Below are 16461 nucleotides of genomic sequence, written 5' to 3' on the forward strand. Positions count from 1 at the left end.
ATTTTATACTTTTTCTGAAGGCTGCCGCACTTCTTTAACGTAATTGACCAATTCTTTTGCTCTTGCTTTCGCAGTGTGTGATTTCATTACCTTTTGCCGGGCAGTTTCTCCAATTTGCTTTCTTTCTTTTTCAGAAATATTTCTGAAGTATTTCTCAACGTCTTCGCTGCTTTCGGCGATTAGGATCTCTGTTCCCTGTTCGAAAATACTGTAGATGCCATCCCAGTAATCTGAAATGATCGGCACTCCGCATGCGGCTGCTTCAAATAATCTCACGCTGGGTGAGTAACCTGCCTTGATCATATCCTGCCGCGTCACATTCAGGGTAAACTCCTGGGAGTTGTAGAATTTTCTGTGTTCAGCCGGAGGCAAATGGTTGATGCGTTCCACATTAGAAGTCCACTTATAATCTTCAGGGTATTGCGGACCTGCCACAACAAATCTATCTGAAGTGAATTGAGCCGCGGGTTTATTCAGCAGTTCTTCCACAGTAGGTTGGCGGTCATCACTGTAGGTTCCCAGGTAACCCATTTTCCATTTCTTTTCACGGTCTTCAGGAAAATATAAATCGGGATCAACAGAACAGTATAAAGCTCTCGCCAGAGGAGATCCATAATGCTCCTCCAGGTGCTTTAAAATGGGACCTCCCGAAAATGACAGATACAGATCATATTTTGAGATGATCTCAGGGTCAAGATATTCGTAATCCTCCCGCTCCAGTTTTGCCAAAGTGACCGGAGTATCTATATCGTAAAAAGCTGTAACTCCGGTGGCAGTTTCAATAGCCCAATTTCCCACTTCCACGCCCTGCTGCACATAAGAACCAACAATTACAACATCTGCTTCAGCAATCTGTTTTGCGTAATCTGTTTTTAGTTCTTCATTGTTCTTGTAGAGGCCAAGACTGCAGAAATCGGGTGCAGGCATGTCGCGGTGAGGCGAATACCATGGCACATCCTTTTCCAGGAACAGGATGTCATGGCCAAGTGCATTAAGTTCTTTAAGAAGCGCCCTGTAGGTAGTCGCATGGCCGTTTCCCCAGGAAGAAGTTACCGAAAGTCCTATGATCACAAATTTCATAAGCTACTATTTTGTTCAACGGGTTTATCTTCAGGTTCAAGTTTTTCAGAAATCACCGACTCCAGCAGCTCTGCCCGGTGATTATAAGTGTGTTCAGCAAGCACTTTTTTATATGCCGCCTGGCCTATTTTCTTTGCTTTCTCAGGAGTGAGGTTGGCGATAATTTCTTCTACTTCTTTACCGTCTTTTGCAACTAAAATCTCTTTCCCGGGTTCAAAGAAAGTTTCAATGCCTTCCCAGTAATCTGTAATAAGGCAGGCACCGGCTCCCACAGCCTCAAACACCCTTGTAGCAGGTGAAAAACCATATTTGGCCATACTGTCCCGGCTAATGTTTAAAACGGCCTTAGGAGTGCAGTTAAAGGCGTTGTGATCTTTGGTGTAGACATGGCCTATATAATCGATATTCTGCGGCATGTTCTTATCTCCCCAACCGCTTCCGCCGAGAATAAACTTTTCCCCCGGAAGGTTTTCCGCAGGCTTAATGAAAAATTCCTCCACCCGCTTCTCACGATCGGGCAGGCGGTTCCCCAAAAAGGCCAAAGTACCTTCAAATTTTTCCTGTGGTTCAACAGGAAAATGGGTGTCAGTATCTAAGGCATTATAAATCGGGATGCATCTTTTTGCACCGTTGCGTTCATAGGCATCTATTACCGGCTGTCCGCCGCCATAGGTGAGCACAAAATCGTACTTTGGAACAAGGGCATTAAAAGGATCTGAAGGATCGTTTTCAATCCTGTCAAGGGTAGCCGGCGCGTCCACATCCCAAAAAATGATGAGGTTGTCATCTTTTTTTAGCTGTACCACGGCATCTTCTAGAAATTCGTCAAAAGCACCAACCCCGCTGGCTTTGATGATCACATCGGCTTCCGAAGCTTCTCTGAGCAGCGCCCTTAAAGTCACCTGATCTTCAGGATAGACTTTTACCGTACACCATTCCGGGTCTTCAATATCCCGGTGTTTTTGCCGCTCGTAAATATCGGGTTCATAAAATGTGACTTCATGCCCCATTTTGTGGAGCGCCTTCACAATTCCGCGGTAATAGGTGGCAGCCCCGTTCCAGTAAGCCGAAACTATACTTGATCCAAAAAAGGCAATTTTCAGGTTCTTTTTCATGCTTCCAGGGTTTTGTGATGAATAGGGAAGATCTTTTCTTCTGCCAGTCCCAGCTCCCTTAAAATATTTTCCAAAGCATCTATTCTGTGGGCACAGGTATGTTTTTCCAGGATCGTTTGGCGGCCATTTTCGGAAAGACTTTTGGCGAGTTGAGCGCTTTTAAGTACTTCTGCGAGCTTGTATTCCATATCATTTCCGTCCTTGGCGATAAGGTAATCTTTGCCCGGAGTGAAAAGGTTTTCTGCATCATCCCAGGGAGAGCAGATTAAAGGAATGCCGCAGGATAACGCTTCAAAAGGCCGGATAGTAGGGATCCCCGGCAACATTTGAACATAAGGCCTTCGTGGCACATGAACGGTGACTTTATAGTTTGCAAAAACTTCGGGCACCTTGTAGTTGGGCAACCAGTCGCCGTATTCTATTCCCGCATCTGCAAGGGCTTGTTTGGCTTTTTCGGGATAACGTACGCCATAAACTTTGGCTTTTATCCCCAGCTCCTTCACCGGATTGATGAGAAATTCCATCAACTCTTCGGTCCTTTCGCCGTCACCCCAGTTGCCAATCCATACCAGGTCGCCTTCCTTTTCCTCATCGCGGTTTGGACTGAAGAAATCGGCATCTGCGGCTTCATGCCAGGTCCAGACGTTTTGCACCCAGTTTTTCTCCTGATAGATCTTTTTTATCACCTCTCCAAAAACCAATGCTCCGTCATAGTTCGAAAAATTGAATTTTTTCATGTCTTCTTCAGCGGAAACAGCGCGGTGATGGGTGTCGTGAAATAGCAATTTGTAGCCGAATTTTTCCTTTTGCTCCCCTATTTCGGCTATGAGTTCAGGATCATTCCATTCGTGTACGATCACCAGGTCGGCTTCTCCAAGTATATTGTGATAGTTCAGTTTTTTCCCGGGATTGTAGAACTGCGGATTTAGTGAAGGGTAATACTGCCGGAATTCATCCAACCGCTCTGCCCCGTGGTCCTTCAGCAAATTCTGAAGGCTCCAGCCGCCTTCGGGTTCATAAACGTCCACGTCATGTCCCCTTTTTTGAAGCTCTTTTACAATACCTCTTAAGAAATGCGCATTCCCATGGTTCCAGTCGGAATAGAGGGAATGGTAAAACATCACTATTTTCATATACTCATTAATTTTTGTTCTTTTTCCATTATTTCATGGTACAGCCTGTGATATGCGGCTCCCATTTTGTCTATGGAATAGGTTGCGGCTCTTTCTTTTGCTTTTTCTGAAAGCTCCTGTAAAAACTGAGGGCTTTCCAACAAGCGTAAGACCGTTTTTTCGGCTTCAACTTCGTCTTCCGGATCGAAGAACAAAGCTACATCCTGCCACAGTTCCTTTAGAGTTTCAAGATTGCTTAGCACAAGAGCACACCCATTGCCTGCGGCTTCCAAAATTGCAAGACCAAAAGGTTCATACCGGGTGGGACTGACGAATATGCTGGCTCTTTGCATCCAGTGCTGCACTTCTTCGGCAGACAATTTGCCCAGAAATTTTACATTTTCAAGCCTGCATTTTACTCCTGTATCAGGATTTACGGCTTCTCCGGCAACATATACAGGCCAGGGAAGTTTTGCGGCTATTTTAGAAAGCAGCGGCAGGTTTTTGGCTTCATCCCACATCCTGCCCATACAAAGGATCATTTCCTCTTTAGGCTTTGCTTCAGCAGGATTAATGCTTCTACCATTGTGTATCACTTTTATTTCTGAAGTAAAACCATGAGCCTGCTGCGCTTTATTGAGAATAGCCTGAGTTGGCCCTACAACTATATCTGAAGCCTGCAGTGATTCCTTTACAGTGCGGGTATATTGGTCCCATTCCTGCGGGGCAGCTTTTCCTTTAACAGCCTGCCACCAGGTTTGTACACAGGAGTGAAAAACAGTAACCACGGGTGCAGTCCAGTCTTCCTCCACATGTGCATAATTATTAAAATGAACTATATCCGGTTGAACAGTAGTATAGATGCAGTTGATCCATTTTCTGGATTGCTCCACGTCTTTCCATGGATTTTTCATCCACTCCAGCTTGTAATCGCTCTTGTAAAAGGTGACATTGGGAATTTCTTCCGCTTCTACCTGTTGGGCAGGGGAGGGCCAGCCGCCCATTGCAACCAAATGCACCTGTACGCCATACTGCTCCAGCGCTCTGCAGAGCTCAAGGGAATACACCCAAACTCCGCCTACCGTATCGGTAGTCATCAAAACTTTCATCTTCTTATCTTCCATAGATGCGGTCAATTACTTCTGCTGTTTTTATAAATTCGGTTGCCGATTGTTCGTCGAATCCGTTGTTTTTGATCATGTTCTCTACCCAAACCACTCCGGCGCGGCCGCTCCATTCATCCGGTGGAGTTACAAGTGTTTCGGTTTGAGTACCGTGATATTTTTCTGCCTGAAAATCGTAAAAGGAGCCATTGATATTCCTGAAAGAAGCACCGCCTTTTGTGCCGTAAAAAGTAGCTTCTATTATGGCGTCTTTCCCCGCGGAAACATGCCAGGAACACTCAAGATTAATAGTCTGGTCTTTTCCTGAAGTCATCGCGACACTTGCGAAATCTTCCACGTGTTCTTCAAAGGATGTCAGTTTTTGACCTTTGTGGTAAAGCTGACTTTTCACTTCTGAAATTTCAGGAAAGTTGAGGCTCCAAAGGGCGAGATCCACGAGGTGGATGCCCAGATCCATAACACAACCTCCGCCGGAGCAGTTGATGTCGTAAAACCATTCCTTATCGGGCCCGTAAGCGTTGTGGAACTTGAGGTCAACGGCAAAGATGTCTCCAATTTCTCCTTTTTGAATGGTATTATAAATTGCTTTAAAAGCTTCTGTGTAGCGGTAAGACAGGTCTACAGCCAAAAGTTTATCGGCTTTTCGGGAAGCTTCCACCACCTGTTTCACCTCTTCGGCAGTACGGCCCAGCGGCTTCTGGCAAAAAACTGCTTTTCCGCTTTTCAGGGCATGCATGCTTTGTTCGGCATGCATGGCGCTGGGGGTGGCTATGACGATTCCGTCCAGATTTTCTTCAGCAAAAAGTGCTTCAGGAGAGGTCTTTAAAACGGCATTTTTGGCACTCTTTAATGCTTCGTCTGAATTTTCAGAATTGGGTTCGGTGAGCGCTGTGGCTTCCGCCGTCGTATGGTTAAGAATAGCTTCCATGCGGTTACGGCCTATCCAGCCTACGCCGAGGAAACCCAGAGACAATGATTTTGTGGTTGGTCGTGTTGCGATCATTTAGTTGATGATTAATGCTTTTATAAATCCGTCGGGACGTTCGGTGAGATGCTGGTATGCCTGCTCCATTTCTTCAAGTGAGAATTTATGGGTGAACAGGGGATAAGGATCCATTTTTCCTTCTTCAACAGCCTTAATTGCCGCTCTAATTCCTTTGATATATTGCTGCGGATCTCTTTCGTGGGCACTGATCATGTCAATGCCTCGCCAGTTGAGCATTTGCACGTTCACACTGCGCATCCCGTCCTGGTGAAAGCCGGCAACGATCAGTTTCCCTCTGGTGCCTGTAAGCTCAATGGACAGGTTTAAAGGCCATTCTTTACCCGTGCATTCTATAACACGTTCGCAGAAGTCACCATTAGTTAACTCCTTCACTTTCTCAATGATCTTGTGATGATCATCCATTTCCACAAGATGATCTGCCCCGGCTTGTTTAGCGGTGTCCAATGAGAATTCCCGCCTTGAAACGGCAATAACTTCGGCACCGGCAGATTTCGCTAATTGAACGAGTAGCGTTCCTAAGAATCCGCTACCCACGATGGCTACTTTTTGCCCTTGTTGAATATCGCTGCGCTCAAAAATATTTACCGCACAACCCAAAGGTTCTCCGGGAAAAGCTTTTCCTGCAAGGCTATCAGGCAATTTCACCACGCTCTCTTCTTTTGAGATATCATGAGTGGCGTAAGCATTATAAGTTAGGGCGGTAACTCGGTCTCCTTCTTTTAGATTTTCTACTCCATCGCCAACTGCATCAATTACGCCCCAGCCTTCATGACCTGGTTCACCGGGAGTCACCGGATAATTGAACCAGTCGCGACCTTCCCACACCGGAATGTTAGATGCGCATACGCCACTGCCCTCCATTTTTATACGGACTTCTCCTTTACCGGGCTGCGGAAGATTGATTTCTTTTACAGTAACCTTTTTTGGGGCTGATAAAACTGCTGCTTTTGCTACAGTAGTTTTGTCTGAAACAGGAGATTTCTCCCTGACTGCTTCCGTTGATCTCATATGGCGACTTTCTTATTGGGCGTTAGGTTTTCAGGAAGTTCAATGTTGCGGTTCACGCAAAGCCACTTCAGCAGGTTTTCTACTCCTTCTTCGACGCTGTACCTTGGTTTCCAGCCTGTAGCTTCCTTAAATTTATTGGTGTTTGATACATAATAAAATTGATCCCCGGTTCGCCAGTCTTCAAAGCTTATATCCATTTCCTTTCCGGCTTTGTCTCTTATGATCTCAAGGATCTCCAGGAGACTTACGGTATTTTCGGGTCCGCCACCTATATTGAAAACCTGTCCGGCAAGTTTGTCGATGTTCTTGTGAGCAAGCATAAAAGCATCGATAAGATCCTCAACGAAGAGAATATCTCTTACCTGTTTTCCATTTCCGTAGATGGTCACCGGCTTGTCTTCAAGAGCGCTGATAAGGAAGTGTGCCACCCAGCCCTGATCTTCGGTACCAAACTGGTGTGGCCCGTAAATGCAACTCATTCTAAAAACTGCAGTTTTAAGGCCATAGGTTCTTGAGTAATCAAGTATATACTGGTCTGCCGCACCTTTTGAACATCCGTATGGGCTGTGGAAATCGAGAGGGATCTTTTCATTGATCCCGTATTTTTTCATCTGGGCATCTGCAGGGTGGTATCTGGTTTCGTTCTCTACCATTTCTACGTCCTGAAGGTTTCCGTAAACCTTGTTAGTTGAGGTAAATACCAGCGGGGGCTGATGTTTTGATTTTCTAATTGCCTCAAGAAGATGGAATGTCCCGCTGAGGTTCACATTGAAATCATGAATAGGATTGCTAACTGAAGATGTTACAGCTACCTGTGCACAGAGATGAAAAACTTCGGAAGCATTATTTACACACTGCTGCAGGATGCGGGTTTCATTAATATCTGATATCTGGACGAGAAGGCGCTCTCCGTATTTCTTTCGCAGCCATTGAAGATTTTCTTCCACTCCATCTCTGAACAAGCTGTCGTAGATCATTACTTTTTTTCCTTCTGAAAGGAAGCGGGAGGCAAGGTTGGTGCCAATGAATCCGGCGCCTCCGGTAATCAAGGTATATTTTTCTCCCTCCTGAATCTTGTATTGCTTGTTGATGTAATCCTGTTGATGGATCTTTTCAACCCCGTCTTTTTCAAGCAGCTTGTAAAGGAGTTTTTTGGTGCCATCCGTTTTCTTAAGTCCGAAAAAATATTCACGTTCATCGAGATGATAACCTCCAACCGTGGAATTTTTTGGATCAAGATCTTTTAGGGAATACCAATAAATCCTTCCGGCATTTGCATTCAGAACATTCTTGAATTCCTGATATTGTTTTACTTCATCATTCTGCCAGGTGGAAAAACCGGCTTCAGAGATCCATATCTCCTGCTTATACCCAAACTTGTCAAGAACTTCCCTTATACTTTGAATATTTACTTTCCAACCTCTCCATTGCTGATCAAAAACATGAGGGAACCCGTGTATCCCAATAGCATCTATACAATCCAGCACGTTTTGCTCGATCATCATTTGCAGCCAGTTAGGGTCAATAGGACTCATTCCGCCAAGCAAAGTCTTTTTCCCTCTTTTTTGCGCCCAATGTGCTGCCATTCCTATCATGGTAGAGAACTTGTTCCAGGAATAGTCAAGAGTAAAGTCATACTCTACCTTGTTATTCGGCTCATTCCACAATTCTACCCATTCAAAATACTGCCCGTACCGGGTGATCATCTCATCTATAAAATCTGCATAGGCCTTGAGGTCTTTTGGAGGTGCCGAAGTTTTAGCCATTTCTCCAATAGAAGGAGGGGTATATAGAAAACAGGGCAGGATCTCAACATGAGGATCCAGCTCTGCAAACAACCAGTCATACCATTCCTTCGTTCCTTCCACATACCAGTCTGCCCAGGAAATACCTGTTCGCAGATGTTTTATTCCGAGTTTATTAAAATCTTCAATAGCATTTCTTACCTCATCATATTCACCGGGTCTAAACCATTCAAGAATGCCAAGAGCCGGGGAATTTTCATTTATATTCTTTAATTCGTTCATTGCTGTTCTTTTATACGGTTAGACCTCTGGAAGAAAGTTCACTACTGGCTTTGCTCACATTATCTGTAGCGATCTGTGTCTTAAGCCATTCTGCCAGTTCAAATAAGCCATCTTCAAATTTCACCTGGGGGGTAAAGCCAAGAAGTTTTTCTGTTTTGGAGGTGTCTGCAAAACAATGGCGGATATCTCCAACCCTGTATTTTCCGGTGACTTCTGCTTTTAAATCTTCTTTACCCATCACTCCTGCCAGCTTATCGGCGATTTCAAGGATGCTGTATTTATTTCCGCTTCCCACATTAAATACTTCGCCATCGGCTTCCGGTTTTTCCATGGCAAGCCTAATAGCGCGCGCCACATCTTTTACATGAATAAAATCTCTTTTCTGATTTCCGTCTTCGAAGATCATCGGCGGATTGTTATTCAGCAGTCTTGACGCAAAAATTGCAAGCACTCCCGTGTAGGGATTGGAGAGTGCCTGCCGGGTCCCATAAACATTAAAGAACCTCAATGCGGTTGTAGAGATATTATAGGCTTTTCCTGTTATAAGGCTCAGCCGCTCCTGGTCATATTTTGAAAGCGCATAAACCGAAGAAAGATTGGGTGTTTTGGTTTCGGGAGTTGGAACAGGTCTTAGTTCTTTTCTATTTTCATCATACATCTCCCATTCGCCTTTTTTTAAATCGGATAGCTTTCTTTCGCAATCCATTCTTTTTTCGCCTTTTTCATCAAGATAAAGTCCTTCCCCATAGATGCTCATACTGGACGCAGTAACCAGTTTTTCCACGGGTTTGTCTATTAAAGCTTCCATGAGCACTGCTGTTCCCACATTGTTGACCTCTGTATAATCCTTTATTTGATACATACTTTGTCCTACCCCCACCATTGCAGCGAGGTGGATCACAGCGTCAACCCCTTCAAGGGCTTTGATTACAGCTTCCTTATCACGAACATCGCCAATTTGTAGTTCCACATCGGGATTGAGATAATCTGGACGGGAGGCATTTTCCCCGTGCACCTGTTCAGAAAGATTATCCAGGGCCCGCACCTGATATCCTTTGTTCAAAAGTTCATCTGCGAGATGGGATCCTATAAATCCTGCTCCTCCTGTTATCAAGACTCTTTTCTGCATCAATTTAAGTTTTGGTTAGTTAGAATTGTTGTAAGGTTGGTCTGGTTATAATTTTATTTATACAGGTTCCTTTTTTTTTGTTGAGGGCATACCATACATCTTCGGCAATCTCTTCGGGAGCTATTGCACCCATACCCATTTTTTCTACAGAATTGTCTCCGGATACCTGGGCTTCATAAAAGTTTGTGTCTACAATACCCGGGCTTACCACTGTGACGCTGATATGTGGGAGCGTTTCCAATCTTAAAGTTTCTGCTATGACTTCAAGGGCTGTTTTTGAGGCCGCGTAAATTCCACCATAGGGATGTGGTTGATTAGCAGATACTGAAGAAATAAAAACTACATTTCCCTTTTCTTCGGAAAGCATGTTAGGGGTAAAGGCCCGAATACATCTTAAGGCTCCCATAACATTGATATCAAGGATCTCTTTCCATTTTTCAGGATCTCCCTCTGTTAGCTTTTCAGATATTCCGCGTCCCGCATTGAGGATGAGGTAGTCGGGATGACCAAAATTTTCTGTTGTCCAGGCGTAGAGTTCATCAACGTCCTTTCCTTTGGCCACATTACATTTTCGGAAATATATTTCGGTATCATCATCCCCGTTCTCTGCAACATCTGCAATGATCACCTTAATCCCCTCGCGACTTAATTTTTTGGCTATTGCTTTCCCTATTCCGCTGCTTCCGCCGGTGATCAGTGCAAGTTTAGAATAAGTGTTTTCCTTCATAATCGTGTAATACGTTTAGAGCCATTTTACGCCGCATTTTTCGGCAGGAAGGTCGGGTAGGGGGGATGTTAAAAACCTGCGGAAAAAAAAACGGCAAAGTTTGCCTGCCGCTTCATTTTCAAAGGTATATAAGGAGCTTGTGAAATTGTATTAAAGCAAGCCTAAAACATTCTTAAACACCGCGACTTTACTAAGGGTTTCAGAGAGGATCAACAGCAAAAAAATTTATGGTGTTTCGGTGTAATTTCAATTAATGATAGCAGCAACATCAATGGATGCTGCTGCTGCTAAAAAATAAAACAGGAGCAATTGCTCCTGTTTTTGTAATAATCCAATTAAGATAACTTTAAGATCGGGAATATTTCTGAAGATTTTTTTGCCATTTTATCGCATTATCAAGCCGCTCTGTCTTTTGAGTAACCGGGTCTTCTTCTTCGGCATAAAATATTAACTTTTTGACACCTCCATCGGTGTTTTTCATTTGAAGTGAAATTTCACGAACCTCATCAAGATTTGAAATAGAAGCTCCGTCTTCATTTGTCTTTAAAAGCTCGATTTTAGTGTCCTGTTCTAAATCTATGGTCTTAAGTTTTGCATCGCTTCCCGATTTTATAAGGAAGAATTTCCTTGCAGTTTTGTCCAGGCCTAAAGAAAGGCCATTGATGTTTTCGGTTTCATCAAGTTTGAAACCCTGCTGTTGTACCAAAAATGCTAATTTCTTTGCTCTTTTCTTTTCCTGAAAAGACTGGTTGTAAACCATATATCCTACCGGAGCTACGAATAATATCAATAGTCCGAAACCCATTAGGGCTGAAGCTGTATCCATTTTATTTAATTTTTAATTGTGAACTTTTAATTTGAAACTGTGCAAAATTTGCAGGATTCCGGGTTCACAAGAAAAAATGCTTCGGAAAGAGTTGCTGGGAAAGATTTCTTCGAATATCCCTGATAAAGAAGTGAGCTGCAGCTTCCGAAGGAACAACAAAAAGATCAAAACCGTAGGGAATAACCGAATGCAGCGGGAAAAACGAGGGTTCAGAAAGATCCGGGATCTCCTGAAATGGATTTTCCCTTAAGGCATAGAAAGAAAATCCGGCGGCTCTTAATTCTTCAGCAGGAAATTTATCTTCCTTAACTTCAGAAGCGGGAAAATTAAACGCAGAAACCTCACCTATACTTAGAAAAGTGAGAAGGAGAAGTAAATATTTTCCGAAGTTTTTCATCTGCTGCTGCTGCAGATAAAAGTAATCAAAAAGTGGACCGATTATAAGAGTTTAACAGCGTCTTTCGCAAAATAACTCGCGATCATATGAGCTCCGGCTCTTTTAATTGCCGTAAGCTGTTCCAGCATCACGGCATCGTGATTTAGCCAACCTTTTTCGGCTGCAGCTTTGAGCATGGAATACTCGCCGCTTACCTGGTAAACTGCAACGGGAACATTAACTTTGTTCCTGATGTCACGTACAATATCGAGGTAACAAAGTCCCGGTTTCACCATAACAATGTCTGCACCTTCTTCAATATCCTGCAGGGTTTCTTTTACCGCCTCTTCCCGGTTAGCAGGATCCATTTGATATGTCTTTTTATCTCCAAATCCCGGAGCAGAATCTAAAGCGTCACGGAAAGGCCCATAAAAAGCTGAAGCGTATTTGGCACTGTAACTCATTATTCCGGAATTTACATGACCTTCCTGTTCCAGGAGTTCCCGAATGGCTTTTATTCTTCCATCCATCATATCGCTCGGCGCCACGAAATCGGCACCTGCTTTTACATGTGAAAGTGACATTTTTGCCAGCACTTCTTTGGTTGAATCATTAACGATTTGACCGTTTTCCACGATACCATCGTGACCGTAGGAAGAGTAGGGGTCAAGAGCTACATCTGTCATCACCAGCATATCGGGTGCCGCGTCTTTCACTGCCTTAACAGCACGTTGCATAAGCCCGTCCTTGTTGAGAGCTTCTGTTCCTTTATTGTCTTTAAGATTATCGGGTACTTTGACAAAGAGCAAAACCGATCTCAAACCAAGATCCCACAGTTCCTTCACCTCCTTTTTCAAAAGATCAAGACTGTACCTGTAATAATTGGGCATGGATGTAATTTCTTCCCTTACATTTTGTCCCTCTACCACAAACATGGGCACAATAAAATCATTAGGAGTTACAATTGTTTCCCTTACCAGGCTTCTTATAGCTTCTGTTGTTCTAAGTCTTCTATTTCTTATTAACATGTCTAAAGTTCAAAATTTAATGTTTAAGGTTCAAGGTTAGTGTCTTTAATTAAGTCTGAACACTGACCAGTGAACACTGACCACTAATTTACACCCATTCTCTCGGATTCTCCAACACCCGCACCAACTTCTCCTCTTCACTCCCCGGTGCCGGATGGTGATCGTAAACCCATTGCACATGCGGGGGAAGACTCATTAAGATGCTTTCAATGCGACCATTGGTTTTTAGTCCAAACAAGGTACCCTTGTCATGGACAAGATTGAATTCCACATAACGGCCGCGTCTAATTTCCTGCCAGGTTCGTTGTTCTTCATTGTATGGCAGGTCCTTTCTTTTTTCCACAATTGGAACATATGCTTCTAAAAAGCTATCGCCTACATCTGTGACAAAAGCATACCACGCCTCTGCCGATCTCTCTTCGGACGGCTTCAGGTAATCAAAGAACAGACCTCCTATTCCCCGGGCTTCGCCCCTGTGGGAATTATAGAAGTACTCATCACACTTCCTCTTAAATTCGGTGTAAAAACCGGAATCATGTCTGTCACAGGCGGCTTTACAAATTTGGTGAAAATGCTGTGCGTCCTCTTCAAAAAGGTAATACGGAGTAAGGTCCTGTCCGCCACCAAACCAACTATCAACAGTGTTTCCTGATTTGTCATACATTTCAAAATACCTCCAGTTGGCGTGTACTGTAGGGACCATTGGATTCTTAGGGTGCAGTACAAGACTGATTCCGCAGGCGAAGAAATCCACATCTCCCACCCCAAAATGCTGTTGCATGGCCGGGGCAAGTGGACCGTAAACTTTCGAAATATTCACGCCTCCTTTTTCAAACACAGCACCGTTTTCAATAACTCTGGTACGGCCGCCTCCACCTTCTTCTCTTTCCCAGAGATCTTCCTTGAAAACAGCCTCTCCATCTATAGCCTCCAGATTGGCGGTGATCCTGTCCTGCAGGTTTTGGATGTATGCGTAGAACTTTTCTTTCATTTGAGCTTCTCGATAAAAACTAAATTTTCTCTTTCTTCTTCTATTTCCTCCAGGCTCACCACTTGAATTGCTTCCCTGGTTTTTTGCTGCAGGAACAACACTACCTGCTCTTCACTTCCTGAAAACCGAAGAAAGATTTCCCTTCCTATCCTGTTGTTATGAAGATCCATTCTTCTTGCAAGGGCTTCATTTGGAGAAAGCCGCTCATGAAGATCTGTTATTTCCCTGCTCCAACTCACCGATTTTTCCTGAGACCCGGCAATATTTAAACAGTATTTACAAATCAAATAGTTCCACAGCGCGTGACGAAAGGCATTTGTCCTGTTGTCCTCGTGATGCAATTCCCCATAAAGGCGGTTACATATTTCCACCGCCTGGTGGGTTGCTTTGTAGGTGGGGAGAAGGAAAAAAGGCCGCCTTAAAAAAATAACGCAAAGAACAACGAGTTCCCTAAAATTGAGAGTCGCTATTCTTCTTAATATCGTCATTTTTATGAAACCTTATACTCTTTCACCGCTTCCACGAATGCAATAGCATTTTCAACAGGAATATCGGGCAAAATTCCATGGCCAAGGTTGACCACATACTTATCCTTTCCGAATTCGTTGATCATGTGATGCACCATCTCTTTGATCTTTGACGGCGGAGAATATAACCTGCTGGGGTCAAAATTACCTTGTAAAGTGATATTTCCACCGGTTAATTTTCTTGCCATCTGTGGCGAACAAGTCCAGTCCACACCCAGGGCAGAAGCGCCTGAAGCTGCCATTTTATCTAAAGCAAACCAGCAGCCTTTCCCAAAAGCAATCACCGGAGTTTCTCCTTTAAGCGCGTCAATGATCTGCTGAATGTACTTCCAGGAGAATTCCTGATAATCTTCCGGAGAAAGCATGCCACCCCATGAATCAAAGATCTGCACTGCGTCAACTCCGGCCTCTACCTTTGCCTTTAAATAGGCAATGGTAGTGTCGGTGATCTTCTGAAGCAGGGTATGTGCCGCCTGCGGATTTGTAAAACAGAATTTCTTGGCAATATCAAAGTTTTTGGAGCCCTGTCCCTGCACTGCATAGCACAGGATAGTCCAGGGAGAACCTGCAAAACCTATTAACGGTACTTCGTCATTAAGTTCCCTCTTTGTCATCTTTACGGCTTCCATAACATACCCCAATGTTTCGTGTACATCAGGAACTATTACTTTTTCCACATCACCCGTTGATCTTACAGGATGAGGTAGCCAGGGTCCTAATCCCGGCTTCATTTCCACCTCTATATTCATAGCCTGCGGCACTACCAGAATGTCACTGAAAAGGATCGCCGCATCTGTTCCCACCTGGTGAATGGGCATCACGGTGATTTCAGTAGCAAGTTCCGGGGTACGGCAACGGGTGAAGAAATCATATTTGTCTTTCAGCTTCATAAAATCGGGAAGGTAGCGTCCTGCCTGTCGCATCATCCATACCGGCGGGCGTTCTACGTTTTCACCTTTTAAAGCTCGAAGAAAGAGGTCGTTTTTTATCATAATATTTTTTTATTCCAATGTTAATTCCTGGGATAAAGAAATTCTTTTGATGTCATGCACCTCCAAAAAATTTTCTTTACCTCCAAAATGATCTAAAATTTGGTCTGTTTCCAGAATTTTGTTAGAACCATTCATAACCTCCTTATAGGAGGAAAAAGAGTAGTTTCTGAAATCTTCTCCAAAATGAATTTGAGGATTTAAATTTACGTAGATTATCAGTTGTTTTAGGTACTTTTCACTGTCTACTTGAATTCTTTTGAAATGTTTTTCGAAAAGGCTTCCGGTTCTATTGTCGGCCTTGTTATAAGCTTTGGCGTAAGAATTAAAGAAATTTGAAAAAGATTGAGTGACTTCTTTTGGATTTCCATCAATTCGAATCACCAGGTGAAAATGGTTCTGAAGAAGACAGTAGGCATAAGTTGAAATTTTTTCAGAAAGATATTTATGGTATTGCTTCAGAAAATAAACTTTGTTTTCGTCATTAGAAAAAATGTTCGTTTTATTAATCCCTCTATTGTAGATGTGGTAAAAGCTATCTTTTTCTAAAACTTCTAATTTCATCCTTCTACTTTCTAGACCTGCAAGGTCTTTTTTTGACCTTGTAGGTCTCTTTTGTACAATCATCAGAAGACCTACAAGGTTTTGGAAACCTTGCAGGTCAGGTAGTCCATTATCATTTAAAATATTTCACCACCTGTACGATCACGTTCTCAATGGAAGGTGTCGAGGCAACAATTATATTTGAAGTGTGTTTTTTAGCCTCTGAAGCCGTGGTTTTGCCAATGCAAAAGGCAACACTTTCTGCAAGTTCATTCTCGCTACAGTAGCTTTTGACAGCACTGGGACTAAAAAATAGCACGCCGTCAAAGATACGATCAATTTTTTTTGAGACAGGTTGAGTGTCGTAGACTTCGATCTCAGTGAGCTTTACTCCCGCATCCTTTAAACGCTTCGGAAGTTCATTAAGCCTTCTCTTGCCGCAGAAAAAAAGAAACTCTTTTTCTCTCAAATCCTTAATTATTTCTGAAGCCAGCTCACTACCGTAGTTGGCCGAAAAGTAAACTCTAAAACCATTTTTACTCAGGAATTCCGCAGTCTTTTCTCCAACACAAAAGATATTCTTCTGCTGTAATTGCTTTTTTGAAGGGTGCTCTAAAATTGCTTTTACTGCATTCTTGCTGGTGAAAATGATATTCGGGGGAATTTCCGGAATATCAAAGGACAAAGGAAGTATAGATATAAAATCTCTTTCCACCAATCCTATTCCCCGGTTGAGAAGCAATTCCTTCTGATTTACTGATAATTTTTTAGTCGAAAGTACAGTGACCCGGCTCTCTTTGGAGGGTTGAAAAGTGGAGTCTGGATCTTTTTTTTCTAACAAACTGTAGAGTTT

17 protein-coding genes are annotated in these 16461 nt (G+C 43.3%); all 17 read right to left on the bottom strand.

The window, feature by feature from the left end; all coding sequences use genetic code 11:
- Window positions 1-3: 3 nt before the first annotated feature.
- A complete protein-coding gene (locus tag CRO16_RS05030; protein ID WP_097055218.1) occupies window positions 4-1080 on the bottom strand; it encodes a CgeB family protein in 1077 nt (358 codons plus the stop codon).
- Complete coding sequence (locus CRO16_RS05035; RefSeq protein ID WP_097055219.1) at window positions 1077-2195, bottom strand: CgeB family protein; 1119 nt, start codon at window positions 2193-2195, stop codon at window positions 1077-1079. The genes CRO16_RS05030 and CRO16_RS05035 overlap by 4 nt, the downstream gene beginning before the upstream one ends.
- Entirely contained in the window at window positions 2192-3328 is a 1137-nt protein-coding gene (locus CRO16_RS05040; protein ID WP_097055220.1) for a CgeB family protein, read from the bottom strand. Before CRO16_RS05040 ends, CRO16_RS05035 begins: the two co-directional genes overlap by 4 nt.
- Window positions 3325-4431 (bottom strand): glycosyltransferase family 4 protein, encoded by a 1107-nt coding sequence (locus tag CRO16_RS05045; protein WP_097055221.1) that lies wholly within the window; start codon window positions 4429-4431, stop codon window positions 3325-3327. The genes CRO16_RS05040 and CRO16_RS05045 overlap by 4 nt, the downstream gene beginning before the upstream one ends.
- Window positions 4421-5434, bottom strand: a complete 1014-nt coding sequence (locus CRO16_RS05050; RefSeq protein WP_097055222.1) for a Gfo/Idh/MocA family protein — start codon at window positions 5432-5434, stop codon at window positions 4421-4423. The genes CRO16_RS05045 and CRO16_RS05050 overlap by 11 nt, the downstream gene beginning before the upstream one ends.
- On the bottom strand, window positions 5435-6445 hold the full coding sequence (locus tag CRO16_RS05055) for an MDR/zinc-dependent alcohol dehydrogenase-like family protein (protein ID WP_097055223.1): 1011 nt from the start codon (window positions 6443-6445) through the stop codon (window positions 5435-5437).
- On the bottom strand, window positions 6442-8472 hold the full coding sequence (locus tag CRO16_RS05060; RefSeq protein WP_097055224.1) for a GDP-mannose 4,6-dehydratase: 2031 nt from the start codon (window positions 8470-8472) through the stop codon (window positions 6442-6444). The genes CRO16_RS05055 and CRO16_RS05060 overlap by 4 nt, the downstream gene beginning before the upstream one ends.
- Window positions 8473-8482: 10 nt before the next feature.
- Window positions 8483-9601, bottom strand: a complete 1119-nt coding sequence (locus CRO16_RS05065; RefSeq protein WP_097055225.1) for an NAD-dependent epimerase/dehydratase family protein — start codon at window positions 9599-9601, stop codon at window positions 8483-8485.
- Between the two features lie 19 nt (window positions 9602-9620).
- Window positions 9621-10328: an SDR family oxidoreductase gene (locus CRO16_RS05070; protein ID WP_097055226.1), complete on the bottom strand. Its 708-nt coding sequence runs from the start codon at window positions 10326-10328 to the stop codon at window positions 9621-9623.
- Between the two features lie 346 nt (window positions 10329-10674).
- On the bottom strand, window positions 10675-11154 hold the full coding sequence (locus CRO16_RS05075; protein WP_097055227.1) for a hypothetical protein: 480 nt from the start codon (window positions 11152-11154) through the stop codon (window positions 10675-10677).
- A 64-nt stretch (window positions 11155-11218) separates the two neighbouring features.
- The gene (locus CRO16_RS05080; protein ID WP_097055228.1) at window positions 11219-11551 is read right to left on the bottom strand and encodes a hypothetical protein; all 333 of its coding nucleotides are present in this window, start codon (window positions 11549-11551) and stop codon (window positions 11219-11221) included.
- 41 nt (window positions 11552-11592) lie between these two features.
- Complete coding sequence (gene hemB / locus CRO16_RS05085; protein WP_097055229.1) at window positions 11593-12558, bottom strand: porphobilinogen synthase; 966 nt, start codon at window positions 12556-12558, stop codon at window positions 11593-11595.
- An 88-nt stretch (window positions 12559-12646) separates the two neighbouring features.
- Window positions 12647-13549, bottom strand: coding sequence for an oxygen-dependent coproporphyrinogen oxidase (gene hemF / locus CRO16_RS05090; RefSeq protein ID WP_097055230.1), 903 nt, complete (start codon window positions 13547-13549; stop codon window positions 12647-12649).
- On the bottom strand, window positions 13546-14037 hold the full coding sequence (locus CRO16_RS05095; RefSeq protein ID WP_143544425.1) for a DUF6973 domain-containing protein: 492 nt from the start codon (window positions 14035-14037) through the stop codon (window positions 13546-13548). Before CRO16_RS05095 ends, hemF begins: the two co-directional genes overlap by 4 nt.
- 2 nt (window positions 14038-14039) lie before the next feature.
- Complete coding sequence (gene hemE, locus CRO16_RS05100) at window positions 14040-15068, bottom strand: uroporphyrinogen decarboxylase (protein ID WP_097055232.1); 1029 nt, start codon at window positions 15066-15068, stop codon at window positions 14040-14042.
- Window positions 15069-15077: 9 nt separating this feature from the next.
- Window positions 15078-15629, bottom strand: coding sequence for a hypothetical protein (locus tag CRO16_RS05105; protein ID WP_097055792.1), 552 nt, complete (start codon window positions 15627-15629; stop codon window positions 15078-15080).
- Between the two features lie 112 nt (window positions 15630-15741).
- On the bottom strand, window positions 15742-16449 hold the full coding sequence (locus CRO16_RS05110) for a uroporphyrinogen-III synthase (RefSeq protein WP_097055233.1): 708 nt from the start codon (window positions 16447-16449) through the stop codon (window positions 15742-15744).
- Window positions 16450-16461 lie beyond the last annotated feature (12 nt).

Origin of the sequence: Salinimicrobium sediminis (assembly GCF_900215295.1) — a bacterium.
In the GTDB taxonomy this organism is placed as follows: domain Bacteria; phylum Bacteroidota; class Bacteroidia; order Flavobacteriales; family Flavobacteriaceae; genus Salinimicrobium; species Salinimicrobium sediminis.